Here is a 19738-nt window from a genome sequence, read left to right on the forward strand (position 1 = left end):
GCGTGGGGCGACGCAATGGGTGGGGGCACACAGCCGAGCTGTGTGCCCCTACCCACGCCTGACGGTTCCCCCCTCGGGAGCTACTCCGTACGGAGCCCGTCCGGCCGCATCATCCGCCACAGGGCGGGCAGGCTCAGCAGCGTCACCACCGCGACCAGCGCCGCGCCCGCCGCGCCCAGCGGCAGGAACACCAGCCAGTCGGTGACCCCCTTGTCCACCATCCGGCACATCACGGCGCCGAGCGCCAGACCGCCGGTGATGGCGAGGCCGAGGCCGAGCACCACGGGGACGGCCGTCTGCCACAGCACCGACCAGGCCATCGACGAGCGCCGGGTGCCGAAGGCCGTCAGGGCCGCCAGGAGCCGCTTGCGCTCCCGCAGTTGCTCCAGGGTCGAGACCAGCATGGACGCCGCGATCAGCATCATGGTGGCGATCGCGCCCGCCTGCAGGCCCTTCTGCACCGAGGCGTACTGCTTGTCGCGCTCGATCATGCGGATCGTGTACACGCGGATCAGCGGGTCGATCTGCGTGGCCGCGTTGCGCACGTACTCCTCGGCGTCCTCGACCTTCGGGTCGATCTGCACCAGGGCCTGGGTGTCGGCGCCCTTCAACTTGGCCACGTCGATCGCCTTGGGCGTCACGAAGATGCCGTTGTAGCGGTCGCCCACCGGGTCGGGGCGCGAGGTGATCGTGCGCGACGACTTCGGCAGCGTCCACGGGACGTGCTCGCCGCGCCCCTCGCCCGCGTAGTCGCCCCAGCTCTCGCTGTTGAGGTCGACCTTCTGGCCGGGCCGTGCCGTCTGGTCCACCCAGTGGTCCAGGTCCCGGTCCCCGGTGTGCACGACGAAGGTGTCGCCGTCCTTGCAGGATTTCACCCGCGCCAGCTCGCGCAGGGTCGCGCAGGTGCCGACGGACAGCTCCGTGGTGGGCCGCATGTCGTCGGCCTTCTTCAGCTCACCCGGCTTGACCACGTACGACGAGACCCGGCCGATGACGCCCTTGACGCCCTTCGCGGTGCGGAAGTCGTCGATCATCCGCTGGGCGAGCGGTCCGCTGGCCTCCGGCGAGCTGATGTTGAGCTGGGCGCGCCGGGGGTCCTGGTCGGTGGTGGTGTTGAAGTCGTCGTGCATGGACGCGAAGAGCATCTGCAGCGCGACCGCTCCCGCCACCGCGACCGTGATGCCGCTGACCGCGCGGGCCGCCGTGCCGCTGCTCAACTGCAGCCGCCGGGTGGCGAGCTGCCACGGCACGGGTCCGCCGCGCAGCCGCGCCACGGCCGCCTCGACCAGCCAGGGCATCAGCGTCGCGAGGCCCACCAGGACGAGGGTGGCGCCCGCGGCGATGGAGTACACCTGCACGTTCTCGCCCGCGGTGCGGGTCACCTGGTCCTGGTTGAGCAGGATCACCAGGCCGCCGACGGGCAGGATCAGCCGCCACCACAGCCGCCGCTTGCGTGCCGTCGTGCTGCGGACGACGCCGAGCGGCTCGATGGCGACGGCGCGCAGCGAGATCACTGTGACGAGCACGGACGAGACCGGCACGGCCAGCGCGATCAGCACCGCCAGCCCGGGCAGCGGCACCATGTCGGAGGGGAACGCGCTGACCTTCCAGATGTCGACGACGCCCACCAACTGCCGTACGCCGAGGAAGAACACGGCACCGAGCGCGAGACCGAGGAGGGCGCCGAAGAGCGCCTCGCCCGCCGCGATCCGGCGCACCGCCCGCCGGTCGGCGCCGACGAGCCGCAGCGCCGCGAGGCGCTGGTCGCGCCGCTCGCCGCCGAAGCGCACCGCGGTGCCGATGAAGATGAGCACCGGCGTGAGCAGCACGACGCAGATCAGGACGACGAGCACGACGAGGAGGGGGTCGAGCGGCTCGGCCGGGTCCTCGTAGCCGAACGCCTTGATGCGGTGGGCGCCCTGCTCCTTGGTGAGGGTGTCGGAACCCGTGTAGTAGTACAGCTCCTTGGGGCTCATCAGGCCCGCGTCGCCGATGGTGCCCGTGACGCGGTAGCCCTCGAAGCGCTCCTTGAGGAGCTTGCCCTCGGAGCTGTTCATCAGGTCGCGCAGGGCGGGCGAGACCACCATCTCGCCGCCCTTGGGCAGCTCGCTCACCCCGGGCGGGAGCACCGGGTGGTCGCCGTCGGCGCGCACCGAGCGGCCGCCGATCTCCGAGTCGCGGAAGTCGGTGCCCGCGTCGACGATCAGGATCGTCGAGTCGGAGCGGTCGATCTTCTTGGCGGCCATCGTGTCCGCGGGATGGCGGGCCGTCGCGCGGGCGTCGCGGTTGGCGAGCAGGTCGGGCACCGAGGCGGCGCCGAGAAGGAGCGCGACGCCGAGGCCCACGCCGACGGCGGTGAGCCCGGTGCGCACCCAGCCCTCCCGGCCGCCGCCGACCGCGAACCGCATGCCCATGACGAGGTCGCGGAGCCAGGCGCGGACGCCGGTGGGACCGGTCGGCCGGTCCCCGGCGTCGGGCGGCGCCACCGGCTTCGTACGGGTCGTGCTCATACCAGGCGCTCCATGTCACGGGACTTGCCGTCGCGCACGACGACCTCGCGGTCGGAGTAGGCGGCGACCCGGGTCTCGTGGGTGACGAGGACGACGGCGGCGTGGGTGGAGCGGGCGGCGTCGGTGAGCAGCTCCATCACGCGCTCGCCGTTGAGGGAGTCGAGGGCGCCGGTGGGCTCGTCCGCGAACAGCACGCGCGGGTTGGTGACGAGGGAGCGGGCCACGGCGACGCGCTGGCCCTGGCCGCCGGAGGCCTGGCCGGGGCGCTTGTCGCGCACGTCGTCGACCTCCAGGCGCTCCATCCAGGTCAGCGCGGTCCGCTCGGCGTCCTTGCGCTTGGCGCCGTTGAGCCTGAGCGGCAGCGCGACGTTCTCCAGGCACGTCAGCTCCGGGACGAGCTGGCCGAACTGGAACACGAACCCGAACTCGCTGCGGCGCAGCGCGCTGAGCGCGGCGTCACTCATGCCGGTCAGGCTCCGCCCGTTGTACGTGATCTCGCCCGCGTCCGGCCGCACGATCCCGGCGAGGCAGTGCAGGAGCGTGGACTTGCCGGAGCCGGAGGGGCCCATCACGGCGACGACCTCGCCGGGGTGGATGGAGAACGCGGCGCCGTCGAGCGCGGTGGTCGGGCCGTAGGCCTTGCGCAGCCCGTCTGCGGTGAGCAGGGAACCAGCGGGGGTCATGAGGGGAGCACCTCCTTGGCGAGCTTGCCCAGTCGGGCGGAGGTGAGCTCCAGCCAGCGCAGGTCGGCTTCGAGATGGAACAGGGCGTGGTCGCAGATGAGCTGATCGGCGAGATCGCCCTTCCGCTTGCGGTCGGTGAGGATCCGCATCAGGCGCAGATGCTCCGCGCGCTGGGTGTCGAGGATGTCGGCGGCGTCGCGGTGGGTGAGCAGCGCGAGGACGACTTTGGTGTAGAGCGTCGACTGGAGGTACGGCTCGGGCTTCTCCGGCGTCGCGAGCCACCGCTGGACATCGGTGATGCCCGCCTCGGTGATGGCGTACCGCTTCCGCTCCGGGCCGCCGCCCGCCTCCACGCCGTCGACCTCGACGAGGCCGTTCTTCAGGAGCCGGGACATGGTCGAGTAGACCTGGCCGTAGTGCAGCGGCTTGTCGTGCCCGAACTTCTCGTCGAAGGCGCGCTTGAGGTCGTAGCCGTGGCGGGGCCCTGATTCGAGGAGCCCGAGGAGGGTGTGACCGATGGACATGCGGAGCACTATACACACCACGTATACGTGGTGTGTATACGCGCAGTGTCTAGGTCGGCGGGCGCCTGTGTGTTCGGTTCGCGGGCAACCGTCCGTGGCCCTGGTGAGTCGATTTGGGTGGGACAGCACTGGTTCCCCTGTGCCGGGTGCTGATTGTCACGTCCGGAAAAGGCCGGATCGTGGGGCGTTTGTCCACTGGCGCGGTGTTAGCTTCGTGAGCTGACCTGAGGTGTCGGCGGGCATACGGCGGCAGGGACCCGAGTACGACGCACACACGCGGTACGAACACGACGAGACGAAGCGGAGCGCCACAGTCATGGGCCGAGCGGAAGAGCGAAAAGCGCGGCAGCGCGGAGCGCGCCGAGCAGCGCGCCCCCGCCCGTCCGACGGCGCCCCTGCCACCGGCAGTCCCTCCGCCGGCGGCCCCGCCGGGAACGGACCGGCAGGCGCGGGCCCCGTCGGCGAGGACACCTCCCGCGAGGGCATATCCGGCCCGGGCGAGTCCGGCGAGGGCGGCGGCCGCCGTGCCGCCCGCCGCGGCCGCCCGGCCAAGCCCAAGAAGACCGGCATCCGCCGCTTCTTCACGTGGAAGAAGCTCCTCGGCGCGTTCTTCTCCTTCATCCTGCTCCTGATGCTCGGCTTCGTCGTCCTCTATCTGGTCGTGGACATCCCCAAGGGCAACGCCGCCGCGCGGCTGCAGAGCAACGTCTACAAGTACAGCGACGGCACGCTCCTCGCCCGCGACGGCGACGGCGACGTGAACCGCGAGATCATCGACCTGGACAAGATCCCGAAGCCGGTGCAGCGCACGTTCGTCGCCGCCGAGAACAAGTCCTTCTACAAGGACTCGGGCGTCGACCTGAAGGGCACCGCCCGCGGTGTCCTCAACACGCTGGCCGGCAAGGGCAAGCAGGGCGGCTCGACGATCACCCAGCAGTACGTGAAGAACTACTACCTCACGCAGGACCAGACCGTCTCGCGCAAGCTCAAGGAACTGGTCATCTCGCTGAAGGTGGACCGCGAGAAGAGCAAGGACGACATCCTCGCGGGCTACCTCAACACCGTGTACTACGGCCGCGGCGCCTACGGCATCCAGGCCGCCGCCCAGGCCTACTACGGCGTCGACGCCGAGAAGCTGAACGTCGCCCAGGGCGCCTACCTCGCCGCGCTGCTCCAGGCCCCCAGCTCCTACGACTGGGCGACGGCCACGCCCACCGGCAAGAAGCTGGTCAGGGAGCGCTGGGACTACGTACTGAACAACATGGTCGGGCAGGGCTGGCTCGACTCCGCCGAGCGCGACCGCCTGAAGTTCCCGAAGCCGCACGAGCCGAAGCCCGACCCCGAGATGAAGGGGCAGACCGGCTATCTGGTCCGGGCCGCCAACGAGGCCATCGAGGCGCAGCTCGTCAAGGAGGGCTACACCAAGTCCGAGGCGGAGGCGCAGCTCAAGGCGGGCGGCTACACCATCACGCTCAACATCGACCCCAAGAAGCAGCGCCAGCTGGAGAAGGCGGTCGACAGGAAGCTCAACGACAAGCTGGAGCCGGGCAAGAGCAAGGCCGACGCGCGCGTGCAGGCCGGGGCGGTGTCCGTCGACCCGAAGACCGGCGGGATCGTCGCGATGTACGGCGGCCGCGACTATCTGAAGCACTTCACGAACAACGCCACCCGCGCCGACTACCAGCCCGCCTCCACCTTCAAGCCGCTGATCCTCGCCGCCGCCCTGGAGCAGGGCGCGAAGACGCAGGAGGGCAAGCCGATCACGGCGGACACCATCTACAGCGGCCGCAGCAAGCGCCCCGTCAAGGGCAGCGCCATCGGCTTCGCACCGCCCAACGAGGACGGCCGCTCGTACGGCCCCGTCACCGTCCAGACGGCGATGAACAAGTCCGTGAACTCGGTGTTCGCGCAGATGGGCGTGGACGTCGACATGGACAAGGTCCTGCAGACCGCGGGCAAACTCGGCATGGACGTCAAGGGCCTGCCCGCCGTGCCCGCGCAGACCCTCGGGTCGATGGGCGCGAGCCCGCTGGAGATGGCGGCCGTGTACGCGACGCTCGACAACCACGGCAAGCAGGTCACGCCGCAGCTCGTGAAGTCGGTCGAGCACAAGGACCGCTCCGTCGACCTGCCCGACGCCATCGGCGACGAGGTCATCAGCCGCGGCGCCGCGGACTCCGTCACCTCCGTCCTGACCGGCGTGGTCGACGACGGTACGGCGCGGACCTCGGTGCGCGACGCGAGCAACCGCAAGGGCCAGTCGGTCGCGGGCAAGACCGGCACGTCCGACGACAACAAGTCGGCCTGGTTCGTGGGCTACACCCCGAAGCTGGTCACGTCCGTCGGCCTGTTCGGCGAGCAGCCCAAGGACGACGGCAAGTTCAAGCGCGGCCAGCAGGTGTCCATGCGGGGCGCGGGCGGCAAGCCGCGCGTCGACGGCGGCAGCTTCCCCGCCGAGGTCTGGGCGGCGTACACGTTCAACGCGACGGGCTCGCGCACCAAGTTCAACCTGAAGACGGACATGGGCTCCGGCGTCGAGGCGCCCCCCGAGCCGACGACGCAGGCCCCCCGGACCCCGACGGCGCCGCCCACCGAGACGGACGACGAGGACAAGGACAAGCCGTCGACGAAGCCGCCGTCGACGAAGCCCCCGACGACCTCGCCCCCGACGACCCCGTCGACGAAGCCGCCCACAACCCCGACGACGCCGACGAACCCGCCGACGACCCCGACGACGCCACCACCGACGTGGGGCATCCCGGACGACCCGGACGACAGAGCGGACCGCTCGGACCGGGCCGACTGACCGGGCGCCACGGCAACGACCGACCGCCGGGACAAAGGTGACCGAAGGACCGGACCAGGGTGACCTGGTCCGGTCCTTCGCGCTCAGCCGCCGCCGTTCACCTTCGCCGCGACCCGGTCGCCCAGCCCCTTGTCCACGCTGCGCCAGTACGCGAGCGCCCGGTCGAGGACGGGGCGGGAGACGCCGTCGAGGAGGTGGCCGCTGATGTTCGACACGAGCCGTTCGCGCTGCGCGTCGTCGAGCACCTGCCGCACCTGCGTGCCCGCCTGACCGAAGTCGTCGTCCTCGCGGTGCAGTTTGTACGCCTCGCGCACCATCTCGCCCGCCGTCCGCCAGCCCGCGGGGTCCACGGACTCCTGGACGGGGGCGGCCGGACCGCCGTAGGAGTTGGGCGCGTACGGCCGGGCCACGTCGGCGGCCTCGTACCGCATCGGACCGTCCTTCGCGTACGAGGCGACGGCCGTGTGCGGGCGGTTCGGGGGCAGCTGGGCGTAGTTGGGGCCGATGCGGTAGCGGTGTGTGTCGGGGTACGAGAACAGCCGACCGAGCAGCATCTTGTCCGGGGACGGGCCGATGCCGGGCACCATGCTGGACGGCTCGAACGCGGCCTGCTCGATGTGGATGTGGAAGTCCTCGGGGTTCTTGTCGAGGCGCATCCGGCCGACCTCGATCAGCGGGTAGTCGCCGTGCGGCCACACCTTCGTCAGGTCGAACGGGTTGAAGCGGTAGTCCGGTGCGTCCTCGAACGGCATGATCTGGACCTTGAGCGTCCAGCTCGGGTGCTCGCCCCGCGCGATCGACTCGAACAGGTCCCGCCGGTGGGCGTCGCCGTCCGTCCCCGCGAGTTCGTCGGCCTCGGCCTGGGTGAGGAAGTCGATGCCCTGGTCGGTCTTGAAGTGGTACTTCACCCAGAACTTCTCGCCGCCGCCGTTGATCCACATATAGGTGTGCGAGGAGTAGCCGTTCATGTGGCGGTACGTCTTCGGGATGCCCCGGTCGCCCATCAGCCACGTCACCATGTGCGCGGACTCCGGGGACAGTGTCCAGAAGTCCCACTGCATGTCGTGGTCGCGCAGGCCGCTGGCGGGGGTGCGCTTCTGGGAGCGGATGAAGTCCTGGAACTTGATCGGGTCGCGGACGAAGAAGATCGGCGTGTTGTTGCCGACCAGGTCGTAATTGCCCTGCTCGGTGTAGAACTTCAGGGCGAAACCGCGGGGGTCGCGCCAGGTGTCGGGCGAGCCCTGCTCACCGGCGACCGTCGAGAAGCGCGCCAGCATCTCGGTGCGCCTGCCGGGCTGGAAGAGGTCGGCCTTGGTGAACTGGCTGACGTCGTTGGTGACCTCGAAGGTCCCGTACGCCCCCGACCCCTTGGCGTGCACCACCCGTTCGGGCACGCGCTCCCGGTTGAACTGGGCCATCTTCTCGATGAGGTGATGGTCCTGGAGCAGGATCGGTCCTTCGGACCCGACGGTCAGCGAGTGTTCGTCGCTCTCCACCGGGATCCCGGCGTTGTTCGTCGTGTACTTCATGAGCGTCCTCCCATCGGACGGAGCTCGGGCACACAGGCCAGTGAACTCCGCCGACTGGGTGTCGGCAACATTTGGACGGGGTCCAGTTCCGGTCCGATTCCGGCGGCAGGGCACGTGAGCGCGAGCGGAGGCGACCGGGCACGTACAGGGGCCGGCCGGGGCCGCAGCCCACGACCGGCCCCGGACGATCCCCGTCAGCCGTTCTGGTTCAGCTCGAACCAGACCACCTTTCCCGTGCTCAGGCGCGTGGCACCCCAGCGCCGCGCCAGCCTGTTGACCAGGTAGAGCCCGCGTCCGCCCTCGTCCGTCGCGCGGGCCTGGCGCAGCCGCGGGAGCTGCGGCACGTCGTCGCCGACCTCGCAGCGCAGCACGTCCGTGCGCAGGAGGCGCAGCGTGATCGGCCGCGTGGCGTACCGCACGGCGTTCGTGACGACCTCGCTGACGAGCAGCTCCACGGCGTCGTTCAGCTCGGTCAGGCCCCAGCGCTCCAGGGCGCTGCGGGCCAGCCTGCGGGCGCGCGACGGCGTGGCGTCCTCCGGTTCCAGGAACCAGTACGCCACGTCGCTCGGCGCGATCCCGTCGAAGCGGGCGGCGAGCAGCGCGATGTCGTCGTCGCGGTCGCCGGGGCCGAGCATGTCGAGGACCTCGTCGCACAGGGCCTCCAGGGGCGGCGGGTGGTCGGGCCCGGTGAGCTGGGCGGTCGCGGCGAGCCGCTCGCGCAGCTGCTCTATGCCGGTCCAGACGTCACGCAGGCGGGACTCGACCAGGCCGTCCGTGTACAGGAGCAGCGTGGCGCCCGCGGGCGCGTCCAGCTCGACGGCCTCGAAGTCGACGCCGCCCACGCCGATCGGCGCGCCCGGCGGCACCCGCAGGACCTCCGCGCGGCCGCCCAGGTGCAGCAGGACGGGCGGCGGGTGGCCCGCGTTGGCGATGGTGATGCGGTGCGACACCGGGTCGTACACCGCGTACAGGCAGGTCGCCATGCGGTCGGAGCCGAGGCGCTGGGCCTGCTCGTCCAGGTGGTGCAGGACCTCCTGGGGCGGCAGGTCGAGACCGGCGAGGGTCTGCGCGGTGGTGCGCAGCTGGCCCATGATCGCGGCGGACGTCATGGAGTGCCCCATGACGTCACCGACGACCAGGGCGACACGGCTGCCGGGCAGCGGGATGGCGTCGTACCAGTCGCCGCCGACGCGGGCGGTCTCGGCGGCCGGGAGGTAGCGCGAGGCCAGGCGCACGCCGGTGGCGCGCGGCAGGGTCTCGGGGAGCATCGTGCGCTGCAGCTCGTCGGCGATGTACGCCTCGCGGCCGTACAGGACGGCCTTGTCGATGCCGAGCGCGCTGTGCGTGGCGAGCTGGGCGGCGACCAGGAGGTCGTCGGCCTCGAAGGCGTGCCGGTCCGGGCGGCGCAGGAAGACCGCGGCCCCGATGACCCGACGCCGCCCCCGCAGCGGCGCCAGGATCGCGCGCTGTCCGCCGGGCACCGTGCGCCCCTCGCCGAGCAGCTCCGGCAGCGCGCCGAACGCCGTCGCGGCGTCCGCGAAAACCGGCCGCACCCCGCGCAGGACCTCGGCGAGCGCGCTGCCCACCCGGACCTCGCACAGCTCGGCGGCCGACGACAGGTCGGACTGGACCTGGAGGGCGGGCAGCGTGCCGCCGTCGGTGTCCTGGTCCTCCGGGATGCGGTCGGTGCGGCGAAGGCGGAGCAGCAGCGGTCCCGCGGGGCGCTCGTCGCCCACCGGCAGCGGGTCGCGCAGATAGACGAGGATCGCGTCCGAGAACGTCGGCACCGTGGCCCGGCACAGGCCCATCACGATCTCGTCGAGGTCGATGCCGCGGGCGATGCGCCGGGTGGCGGCGCCCACGAAGCGCAGCCGGTCCCCGTCGCGCCGCATCGCCGCCGGACCCGGCGGCCGGGGGCGGCCCGAACGGCGCTCGGCGCCACCGGGGGCGCCCGGCACGTCACTCACGCCGGCGATGCCCGCAGGGCCCTCGGTGCCCGGCCTCGCGGCATCGGGTCCGGGGTGCGGCTGGGTCGGCACGCCCTCGGGGGCCGGGCGCGGGCGGTGGCTGCCGGGGCCTTCCGTGGCGGGTGTGGACGACTGGGCGTGCTCGCTGCCCGTGCCCTGTTCACCCGTGCGCGCCTGCGCGGGCAGGGCGTTCACGCCCCCGGAGCCGAACGTGTCCGTCTCCGGGGCACGCAGCAGCGCCCCGCGGGGATCCGCGGGGGCGGTCGGCCGGGCAACTGGTGCCTTGCGGCCCTCGTAGGGGCTGAGGTGCTCCGTCACGCGTTTCGAATCCGTCCGTCCGGGGCTGCGCGCCGCGCGCGCCGTCCAAGCGTTGCTCAGCCGCGTCGGCAGTGCAGGAATAACTGGTGCTCGGGTGGTGCATCGATCCTCGCCGGGGCGTACGAGTACGACTCCTCGTGGGCGATGTCGAAGCCGGCGTCCCGCACGACCTGCCGCAGTTCGTCCCGCAGGTAACCGGATACCCGGATCGTGTGCCCCAGGAACGGAATTGCCGCGTCGTCAAGGTCGGCCTCGACCATGGAAAGGCTCAGCAGACCGCCGGGCCTGAGCAGGGACCGCAGCAGTCGAAGAGCAGACGGTATCTCCTTCCGGGGCAGCATCAACAGCGCGAAGAAACAGGCAATTCCGTCGAACTGCCCCACAGCGCCCGGCCCTTCACCCGAGGGGCGCAGATCCGCCAGATCCACCCGGCGGAACTCGGCCATCGGCGGCGGTACGTTCACCCGGGCCAGGTCCAGCATGCCCGCCGACAGGTCGACGCCGAGCACCGAGTGGCCCGCGTCGGCCAGCTGCCGGGCCGTGGGCAGGCCCGTGCCGCAGCCCACGTCCAGGATCCGGGAGCCCGCGGGAAGTTCCTCGGCGAGGCGGCGGCCGGCCGCGAGTTGGCCCGACTTGTGCGGGAACGCGACGTCGTAGGCCGAGCCGATGGCGTCGAACGCCTCGGCCTGGCCCGTGCGGTCGTGGCCGCCAGGCGCGTCGTATGCCTCGCTCACGTTCAGCCGCTCCTTGATGACATCCTGTCAGGCGCTGCGGGGGCACGAGGAGTTGTCGCTGTGCGCCCTTGCGGAGGACGATCCTACGTTTGAACCACGGGGGCGCATCAAGGGTCTCATGAGGACACGTGCGCGGGCGTACGGTCCCAGTCATGGGGGAGGGCGGGAATTCGCCACGACGGGTCCGGGCGCCAGCTCGGCCAGTCGTCCCCGAAAGGAGGGCCCCAGGCGCGGATGACGTCCACGGCCGCGTGACCCGCCTCGCGCACCGCCGCCGCCTTCCGCTCGCTCATCAGGCCCGCCCGCTGCGCCTGGGCGAACTCGTCCTCGTCGTGCCAGCGCCAAGTCCCGTCCGGGCGTACGGAGATGTCCAGGAAGTGGTCCTCGGAGTCCACCCCGCCGTGCCAGCGGGCCCTCGGCTCCTCCAGGTTCACGTACCAGTTCTTGAACCGCCAGCCCGGCTCCCAGAACAGCCACACCGACCACGGCTCGTCCGGACGCGCCAGCTTCAGCACGCCCGTGCCGAACCAGTGGTCCCTGCGCGTCGTCCTCGGCTTCGTGTACCGCGTGGCCAGCGGCTCCCGGTGCACCGGAGTGCCGTCTTCAAGGACCGGCTTCACGCACTCCGTGCCCGGTGCCATCCAGACGGCGAGGAGGTCGTCCTCGTCCCGCACGACGGTGACGGGCCGACAGATGTGGAACCCGTCACCGGCGTTCTCCCGGTACCGCCACAGAACCTGCGTCCCCGGCTCCCACCGAGCCGCCTTCGCCGCGCCACCCGCGCCGCCACCGTCGTCTGTCATGAACAGATATTAGGGTCTGCGGCCGGGGGCCTCGCGGGGGCGCCCCAGTCCCGCCCCTTCACCGAAACCGGGGCTCCGCCCCAGACCCCGCTCCTCAAACGCCGGAGGGGCTGGATTTTCCAGCCCGTCCGGCGTTTGAGGACGAGGCGCGAAGCGCCGATGAGGGGGGTCCAGGGGGCGCAGCCCCCGGTTTCGGAGAAGGGGCGGGCCTGGGGCGCCCCGCGAAGGCCTACGGCCGCGTCATCCGCAGCACGTCCAACGCGGCGTCCAACTGCTCCAGCGTCAGATCCCCCCGCTCGACGTACCCCGCGTCAAGAACCACCTCACGAATGGTCCGGCGCTCCGCCAGAGCCCGCTTCGCCACCTTCGCCGCCTCCTCGTACCCGATGTACTTGTTGAGGGGCGTGACGACGGACGGCGACGACTCGGCGTACTCCAGGGCCCGCTCGCGATGGGCGACGATCCCGTCGACCGTCCGGTCGGCGAGCAGCCGCGCCGCGTTGGCGAGCAGCCGCACCGACTCCAGGACGTTCTTGGCGATGACGGGCAGCATGACGTTGAGCTCGAAGTTCCCGGAGGCCCCGGCGACGGCGACGGTGGTGTCGTTGCCGGTGACCTGCGCGGCGACCATGAGGACGGCCTCGGGGATGACGGGGTTGACCTTGCCGGGCATGATCGAGGACCCGGGCTGGAGGTCGGGGAGGCTGATCTCGGCGAGCCCGGTCCGCGGCCCGGAGGCCATCCAGCGCAGGTCGTTGGAGATCTTGGTGAGCCCGACGGCGATGGTCCGCAGCTGCCCGGAGGTCTCGACGACCCCGTCGCGCGCCCCCTGCGCCTCGAAGTGATCGCGCGCCTCGGTCAGCGGAAGCCCGGTGGCCCGGGCGACCTCGGCGATGACGGCGGCGGAGAACCCGGGCGGGGTGTTGATGCCGGTGCCCACGGCGGTCCCGCCGAGCGGCAGTTCGGCGAGCCGCGGCAGCGAGGCCCGCAGCCGCTCGACCCCGTACCGCACCTGTGCCGCGTACCCCCCGAACTCCTGCCCGAGGGTGACGGGCGTGGCGTCCATCAGATGCGTACGCCCGGACTTGACGACGTCCGCGAACTCCTCGGCCTTGCGCGAGAGGGCATCGGCGAGGTGGTCGAGGGCGGGGATCAGATCGCCGGTGACGGCGGCGGTGGCCGCGATGTGGAGGGAGGAGGGGAAGACGTCGTTCGAGGACTGCGAGGCGTTGACGTGGTCGTTGGGGTGGACGTCCCGGCCGAGCCGCTCGGTGGCGAGGGTGGCGATGACCTCGTTGGTGTTCATGTTGGACGAGGTGCCGGAGCCGGTCTGGAAGACGTCGACGGGGAAGTGCGCGTCCCAGCGGCCCTCGGCGACCTCGCGGGCGGCGGACGCGACGGCCTCGGCGATGTCCTTGTCGAGGACGCCGAGGTCGGCGTTGACCTTCGCGGCGGCCGCCTTGATCTCGGCGAGGGCCGCGATGTGGGCGCGCTCCAGGCGCTGGCCGGAGATGGGGAAGTTCTCCACGGCGCGCTGGGTCTGGGCCCGCCACTTGGCGTCGGCCGGCACCCGCACCTCGCCCATGGAGTCGTGTTCGACGCGGTATCCGCCCTGGTCAACGCCGTTGTCTCGGCCCTGCTCGCCGCTGTCGCCGCCGCTCATGTCCGCTGGTCCTTCCGTGCTTGTGGGTACGCAACTGCCTCAAAAAGTTGAGCACTTGTCTTGTTCGGAGTATTCCCAAGCTCCCTACCCACCAGTAAAAACCGTGGGTAACACGAAACCGGGGAGGCGCAATGAAGCGCGTTCAACGCGTCGGAAGAGTCGGCGCGAGCCGACTGCGCGGCACACTCACGGCGGCGGCCGCCGTCACGGTCCTGATCGCCGGGGCCGCCACGGCCGTCCCGGCGCAGGCGGCGGACCCCAAGGGTCCCGCCCCCGCGGCGACGCCCCTGTCGCCGGACCTTGAGAAGATCCGGGCCGCCGAGGCCACCAAGCTGTACGGCGACCCCGCCGAGCGCCCGCTCGCCGACCGCAAGACCGGCCTGATCTCGCTCGGCGACAGCGAGATCAGCGGCGAGGGCGTCGGGACGTACGAGCCGGGCACCAACGGCCCCGACAACTGGTGCCACCGCTCGCCGGACGCCGCCATCCACCGCACCGGCATCCCCGCGGACGTCACGTACAACGTGGCCTGCTCGGGCGCGCAGACCGTCAACATCAGGATCGGCGGCCAGAAGCAGTACGCGGACGAGCTGGTGCAGAGCGACAACCTCGCCATCAAGGCCCGCAACACCCGGATCAAGACGATCCTGCTCGTCATCGGCGCCAATGACGACCTGCAGTTCGCGCCGGTCATGACCGACTGCGTGACCCGCTACCTCACCCTCCAGGGCCCGTGCGCGCCCAAGTACAAGGACGGCTGGCAGGCCCGCGTCGACGCGCTCGTGCCCAAGGTCGAGCAGTCCGTGCGCGACCTGCGCACCGTCATGGACCAGGCGGGCTACGCGGGCGACGCCTACAAGCTCGTCGTCATGGGCTACCCGAGCCCGATCGGCCCCGACTTCCGCGACAACCCGAAGTTCCCCGGCAAGCCGGCCTGCGGCGGCCTCGGGTACGACTCCGACACCGAGTGGGGCCGCAACGAGGCCGTGCCCGCCTTCGAGCGCGGCATGCGCAGGGCCGCCAAGAACTCCGGCGCGCTCTACCTCGACAACTCCCGGCTCTTCCACGGCCACGAGGTCTGCATGGAGGACACCTGGGCCCGCGGCCTGTACGTGGACCTGACCAACCCGTTCCCGCCGGACTCCAACTCGGTGCGCCAGTCCTTCCACCCCAACGCCCGCGGCCACGGCGCCTTCGCCTCCTGCCTCACCCAGCTCCACAACTCGGGCTGGCGCGAGGGCAGCTGCGCCGACCCGGCGTCCACGGGCAGCGCCAAGCTGTACGAGGGCGGCTGGGACGACGCGTACGAGCCGCTGACGAACGAGGCCACGAAGACCTGCGTCGACGTGGACGCATCAAGCAGCCGCAACGGCACCAAGGTCCAGGGCTGGGACTGCACCGGCAACCGCAACCAGACCTGGTGGTACGACTCCGCGCAGCGCTCCCTCCACACCGGCCTGACCCAGGACCGCTGCCTGGACGTCCCCGAGGGCGCGTACAAGGAAGGCACCGCGGTCACGCTGTGGAACTGCCACGGCGCCGCCAACCAGAAGTTCGTCAAGCAGTCCGGGACCCTGCGCCCGGCGGCGGACACCACACTCTGCCTGACCCTGGCAGGCACCAAGGATCCCCTGCGCCTCCAGAAGTGCACGGGAGCACCGAACCAACGGTTCGCGTAGGAGATCTAGCCCGTCCGGCGTTTGAGGACGAGGCGCGAAGCGCCAAAGAGGGGGGCCAGGGGGCGAAGCCCCCGTACGGGACGGGTAGGGGCGGCGGGGGCGAAATCCATCCCCCGCCGCCCGCAGGCGCTAAGCCAGCCCGGGCCCCCGCACCGGAATGGAGGTGAACGTCGGCTCAGGAGCCGGATTCTGGAAGAAGTCGTTGCCCTTGTCGTCGACGACGACGAACGCCGGGAAGTCCTCGACCTCGATCTTCCAGACGGCCTCCATACCGAGCTCCTCGTACTCGACGACCTCGACCTTCTTGATGCAGTCCTGCGCGAGCCGCGCGGCGGGCCCACCGATCGACCCCAGGTAGAAGCCGCCGTGCGCGTCACACGCGTCCGTGACCTGCTTGGAGCGATTCCCCTTGGCCAGCATCACCTTGGACCCGCCGGCCGCCTGGAACTGCTCCACGTAGGAGTCCATGCGCCCGGCGGTCGTCGGCCCGAAGGACCCGGAGGCGTACCCCTCGGGGGTCTTGGCCGGACCGGCGTAGTACACGGGGTGGTCCTTGAGGTACTGCGGCATCTCCTCGCCCGCGTCGAGCCGCTCCTTGATCTTGGCGTGCGCGATGTCACGGGCGACGACGAGCGGCCCGGTGAGGGAGAGCCGGGTCTTCACCGGGTGCTTGGTCAGCTCGGCGAGGATGGCGTCCATGGGCTGGTTGAGGTCGATCCTGACGACGTCGCCGGACTCCTCCAGGTGCGAGTCCTCGGTCTCCGGCAGGAACCGCGCCGGGTCGGTCTCCAACTGCTCCAGGAACACGCCCTCGGCGGTGATCTTCGCGGTGGCCTGCCGGTCGGCCGAGCAGGACACGGCGATGGCGACGGGCAGCGAGGCGCCGTGCCGGGGCAGGCGCACCACGCGCACGTCGTGGCAGAAGTACTTGCCGCCGAACTGCGCGCCGATGCCGATCTTCTGCGTCAGCTCGAAGACCTTCTCCTCGAGGTCCTTGTCCCGGAAGCCGTGGCCGGTCGGCGCGCCCTCGGAGGGCAGCTCGTCCAGGTAGTGCGCGGAGGCGTACTTCGCGGTCTTCAGGGCGAACTCGGCGGACGTGCCGCCGACGACGATCGCCAGGTGGTACGGCGGGCAGGCGGCCGTACCGAGCGAACGGATCTTCTCCTCCAGGAACTTCATCATGGAGGCCTCGTTCAGGACCGCCTTGGTCTCCTGGTAGAGGAACGACTTGTTGGCGGAGCCGCCGCCCTTGGCCATGAAGAGGAACTTGTAGGCGCCGCCGTCGGTCGCGTACAGCTCGATCTGCGCCGGCAGGTTCGAGCCGGTGTTCTTCTCGTCCCACATCGTCAGCGGGGCCATCTGCGAGTAGCGCAGGTTCAGCTTCGTGTACGCGTCGTAGATGCCGCGCGACAGGGCTTCTTCGTCGCCGCCCTCGGTGAGGACGTTCTGGCCGCGCTTGCCCATGACGATGGCCGTGCCGGTGTCCTGGCACATCGGGAGCACGCCCGCGGCGGCGATGTTCGCGTTCTTCAGCAGGTCAAGGGCGACGAACTTGTCGTTGCCCGAGGCCTCCGGGTCGTCCACGATGCGGCGCAGCTGCGCCAGGTGGGCCGGGCGCAGATAGTGCTGGATGTCGTGGATCGCCTCGGCGGCGAGCTTGCGCAGCGCCTCCGGCTCGACCTTGAGGAACGTGCGCCCGTCGGCCTCGAAGGTGGACACACCCTCGGAGGTCACCAGCCGGTACGGGGTGGTGTCCTCTCCCAGCGGGAGCAGATCGGAGTACGCAAACTCTGGCATGACGCCCAATTCCTCACTCGGCAGACAGCGGCGCGACCTCCATTGGTGGCGCCCGACCAGCGTAGAGCGCCTCGGGAGTGCCGGTCCGGTGAGGTAAGGCTCACTTGACGCCGGTGCCCGGTCCGCCCCTTGTGGGGTCTAGTCGCGATCTATCGCGTTTGGGTACGCTGACGGCGTGGACCTAGAGAAGCGTTCCCAGACCCCTGCCGCCAAGGCGCCCGCGCCGCTGCGCGCCTCGGACGCCGACCGAGACCGCGCCGCCGACATCCTCGCCGAGGCGCTCGCCACGGGCCGGATCGACCCGGAGGAGCACGGCGAGCGGATCGACGGGGTCTACGGCGCGAAGACCGTCGCCGAGCTCGAGCCCTTCGTCGAGGACCTGCCCGCCCCCGGCGACAAGGGCCCCTCGTTCGAGAAGGCGCCCGCGAGGCCCACGCCGGGCGAGGTCCCCGAGACCGCCGACGAGACCCTGCACGCGGTCTTCGGCGACGCCGTCCGCAAGGGCCGCTGGCGCGTCGGCCGCCGCACGCACGCGTACGCCGTGTTCAGTGACGTCGTGCTCGACCTCAGCGAGGCCGTCTTCGAGCACCGGCAGGTCGTGATCAAGGGATTCGCGCTGTTCGGCGACGTGAAGGTGCGCGTCCCCGAGAACATCTCGCTGCGCGGCCGCGGCACGGGCGTCTTCGGCACCGTCGAAGTGGACACCCTGGACGCCGAGGAGAAGGACGCGCCGGTCGTCTTCGTCGAGGGATTCGCCGTCTTCGGCGACATCAAGGCTCGCCCCAAGCGCGGCAAGCTCATCCGTGACCTGCGCGGATATCTGCGCAAGCGGCTGGAGGGCTGAGCGCCCCGCCCGCCGCCGCGGCGCCCGGGCACCCGCTCGACGACGACACGTTCCGGCCACCCGCGTCATCCGGCAGGAACCGGAGCTTCCGTACACCGGAACACAGTGCATAGGCCCGCACACAGCGGGTAGAGCTTCGGGCATCGTCTCTCGCTCGCGAAGCCGTCGTCAGGAGTAGACCGTGCTGCAACCGACGCATCAGTCCCTGCAGGTCGCCGTGCCGGCGGAGGGGGCCTCCCCGGCACGAGCGCAGTCGGGCGCTTGGGGAAGGGTGCCAGCGCGCGAGCGGGACCAGGACAACCCATGGCACTCCGACGCCGTGTGCCGCCGGGACGAGGCCGGACTGTTCTTCGCCCCGTCCAAGGAGCCCACCGCCGCCCGGCTCTCCCGCGAGGAGGCGGCGAAGCGCGTCTGCGCCCGCTGTCCGGTGATGGTCGAGTGCCGCGAGCACGCCCTGCTCCAGCCCGAGCCGTACGGCGTCTGGGGCGGCCTGACCGCCGCCGAGCGCCGCGTGGTCCTGGCCCGGCGCCGCCGGCGCGACCTGGAGCTCCAGAAGGCCACCCGCACCGCCGCGGGCACCATCGCCGCCGCGGGCTGAGCCCACCGCGAACTCCGGCGCGCACGAGACCTCGTCCGCGTACGACGACGGGGGCGCTCCCCGCACGGAGCGCCCCCGTCGTCGTACGCCGCGGAGCTGTCGTATGCCGCGGTGCTGTGTTCTGCCGCCGACCCGCGCCTACTTGGCGCGGTCGAAGTCGATGGCGCTGTACGCGCGCAGCTTCGAGAGCCGGTGGTCGGATTCGATCTTCCGGATGGTGCCGGACTTGGAGCGCATCACGAGCGAGGACGTCGAGGCGTTCTCGGCGCGGTAGCGCACGCCCTGGAGCAGCTCGCCGTCGGTGATGCCGGTCGCGACGAAGAACACGTTGTCGCCGCTGACCAGGTCGTTCGTGGAGAGCGTGCGGTCCAGGTCGTGCCCGGCGTCGATCGCGCGCTGCTTCTCCGCCTCGTCCTTGGGCCACAGCTTGCCCTGGATGACACCGCCCAGGCATTTGATCGCGCAGGCGCTGATGATGCCCTCGGGGGTGCCGCCGACGCCCATCAGCAGGTCGACGCCGGTGCCCTCGCGGACGGCCATGACCGAACCGGCCACGTCGCCGTCCGAGATGAACTTGATGCGGGCGCCGGTCTCGCGGATCTCCTTGACGATGCCCTCGTGCCGGGGCCGGTCAAGGATCATCACGGTGACGTCCTCGGGCGAGGACTTCTTGGCCTTGGCGACGCGGCGGATGTTGACCGCGGCGGGCGCGTTGATGTCCACGTAGTCGGCGGCCTCGGGGCCCGTGACCAGCTTGTCCATGTAGAACACGGCGGACGGGTCGAACATGGTGCCGCGGTCGGCGGCGGCGAGGACGGCGATGGCGTTCGGCATGCCCTTGGCGGTCAGGGTGGTGCCGTCGATCGGGTCGACGGCGATGTCGACCTCGGCGCCGGTGCCGTCGCCGATGCGCTCGCCGTTGAAGAGCATCGGCGCCTCGTCCTTCTCGCCCTCCCCGATGACGACGACGCCGTTCATCGAGACGGTGTGGACGAGGGTCCGCATGGCCCTGACGGCGGCCCCGTCCGCGCCGATCTTGTCGCCGCGGCCGACCCAGCGGCCCGCGGCCATGGCGGCGGCTTCGGTGACCCGGACGAGCTCCAGGGCGAGGTTGCGGTCGGGAGCCTCCGGGGAGACCACGAGTTCGGACGGCAGCGAATGATGCTCGGTCATCGAGGCGCACCTTTCTGATGCGATATAGAAACTGCGCCCGCAGGGCGTCCTTGGAAGGGCGGCGGTGGGAGACGGGTGGGCGGCCGGATGAGGGATATGCCCTTGACTCT

General features: G+C 71.1%; 14 protein-coding genes. 4 read left to right on the plus strand and 10 right to left on the minus strand.

Going from position 1 to position 19738, the window contains the following annotated elements:
* Nucleotides 1-80 precede the first annotated feature (80 nt).
* From AB6L24_RS30660 to AB6L24_RS30670, 3 genes are read right to left on the minus strand one after another with little or no spacing between them, the layout of a single operon-like run.
* Nucleotides 81-2510 carry an FtsX-like permease family protein gene (locus AB6L24_RS30660; protein ID WP_405660641.1) on the minus strand — a complete coding sequence of 810 codons (2430 nt, stop codon included), beginning with the start codon at nucleotides 2508-2510 and terminating at the stop codon, nucleotides 81-83.
* Nucleotides 2507-3193: an ABC transporter ATP-binding protein gene (locus tag AB6L24_RS30665; protein WP_087885710.1), complete on the minus strand. Its 687-nt coding sequence runs from the start codon at nucleotides 3191-3193 to the stop codon at nucleotides 2507-2509. The genes AB6L24_RS30660 and AB6L24_RS30665 overlap by 4 nt, the downstream gene beginning before the upstream one ends.
* Nucleotides 3190-3717, minus strand: a complete 528-nt coding sequence (locus tag AB6L24_RS30670; protein ID WP_030358046.1) for a PadR family transcriptional regulator — start codon at nucleotides 3715-3717, stop codon at nucleotides 3190-3192. Before AB6L24_RS30670 ends, AB6L24_RS30665 begins: the two co-directional genes overlap by 4 nt.
* Nucleotides 3718-4033: 316 nt before the next feature.
* On the opposite strand from AB6L24_RS30670, the gene AB6L24_RS30675 reads away from it, so the two are divergent.
* Nucleotides 4034-6523, plus strand: a complete 2490-nt coding sequence (locus tag AB6L24_RS30675; protein ID WP_405660644.1) for a transglycosylase domain-containing protein — start codon at nucleotides 4034-4036, stop codon at nucleotides 6521-6523.
* Between the two features lie 83 nt (nucleotides 6524-6606).
* Here the strand turns inward: AB6L24_RS30675 and AB6L24_RS30680 are convergent, their stop codons facing one another.
* The 5 genes from AB6L24_RS30680 to AB6L24_RS30700 all read right to left on the minus strand — a co-directional run bounded on the left by AB6L24_RS30680 (nucleotide 6607) and on the right by AB6L24_RS30700 (nucleotide 13537).
* Entirely contained in the window at nucleotides 6607-8052 is a 1446-nt protein-coding gene (locus AB6L24_RS30680; protein ID WP_405660646.1) for a catalase, read from the minus strand.
* Between the two features lie 194 nt (nucleotides 8053-8246).
* Nucleotides 8247-10337: a SpoIIE family protein phosphatase gene (locus AB6L24_RS30685; protein ID WP_405660649.1), complete on the minus strand. Its 2091-nt coding sequence runs from the start codon at nucleotides 10335-10337 to the stop codon at nucleotides 8247-8249.
* Between the two features lie 56 nt (nucleotides 10338-10393).
* Complete coding sequence (locus tag AB6L24_RS30690; RefSeq protein WP_405660652.1) at nucleotides 10394-11071, minus strand: class I SAM-dependent methyltransferase; 678 nt, start codon at nucleotides 11069-11071, stop codon at nucleotides 10394-10396.
* A gap of 116 nt (nucleotides 11072-11187) precedes the next feature.
* Nucleotides 11188-11874 carry a DUF402 domain-containing protein gene (locus AB6L24_RS30695; RefSeq protein WP_405660655.1) on the minus strand — a complete coding sequence of 229 codons (687 nt, stop codon included), beginning with the start codon at nucleotides 11872-11874 and terminating at the stop codon, nucleotides 11188-11190.
* Nucleotides 11875-12103: 229 nt separating this feature from the next.
* A complete protein-coding gene (locus tag AB6L24_RS30700; protein ID WP_405660658.1) occupies nucleotides 12104-13537 on the minus strand; it encodes a class II fumarate hydratase in 1434 nt (477 codons plus the stop codon).
* Nucleotides 13538-13668: 131 nt separating this feature from the next.
* Between AB6L24_RS30700 and AB6L24_RS30705 the strand changes: the two genes are divergently transcribed.
* A complete protein-coding gene (locus AB6L24_RS30705) occupies nucleotides 13669-15216 on the plus strand; it encodes a ricin-type beta-trefoil lectin domain protein (protein ID WP_405660660.1) in 1548 nt (515 codons plus the stop codon).
* A gap of 129 nt (nucleotides 15217-15345) precedes the next feature.
* Here AB6L24_RS30705 and AB6L24_RS30710 read toward each other — a convergent pair whose 3' ends face one another.
* A complete protein-coding gene (locus AB6L24_RS30710; RefSeq protein WP_405660663.1) occupies nucleotides 15346-17013 on the minus strand; it encodes a fumarate hydratase in 1668 nt (555 codons plus the stop codon).
* A gap of 175 nt (nucleotides 17014-17188) precedes the next feature.
* On the opposite strand from AB6L24_RS30710, the gene AB6L24_RS30715 reads away from it, so the two are divergent.
* Together AB6L24_RS30715 and AB6L24_RS30720 are read left to right on the plus strand one after the other, a co-directional pair.
* The gene (locus tag AB6L24_RS30715) at nucleotides 17189-17857 is read left to right on the plus strand and encodes a DUF1707 domain-containing protein (RefSeq protein ID WP_405660665.1); all 669 of its coding nucleotides are present in this window, start codon (nucleotides 17189-17191) and stop codon (nucleotides 17855-17857) included.
* Between the two features lie 181 nt (nucleotides 17858-18038).
* Nucleotides 18039-18455, plus strand: coding sequence for a WhiB family transcriptional regulator (locus AB6L24_RS30720; protein ID WP_030358055.1), 417 nt, complete (start codon nucleotides 18039-18041; stop codon nucleotides 18453-18455).
* Between the two features lie 138 nt (nucleotides 18456-18593).
* Here the strand turns inward: AB6L24_RS30720 and glpX are convergent, their stop codons facing one another.
* A complete protein-coding gene (glpX, locus tag AB6L24_RS30725; RefSeq protein WP_030358056.1) occupies nucleotides 18594-19628 on the minus strand; it encodes a class II fructose-bisphosphatase in 1035 nt (344 codons plus the stop codon).
* Nucleotides 19629-19738 lie beyond the last annotated feature (110 nt).

Source organism: Streptomyces sp. RK9 (genome assembly GCF_045070545.1).
In the GTDB taxonomy this organism is placed as follows: Bacteria; Actinomycetota; Actinomycetes; order Streptomycetales; family Streptomycetaceae; genus Streptomyces; species Streptomyces alboflavus.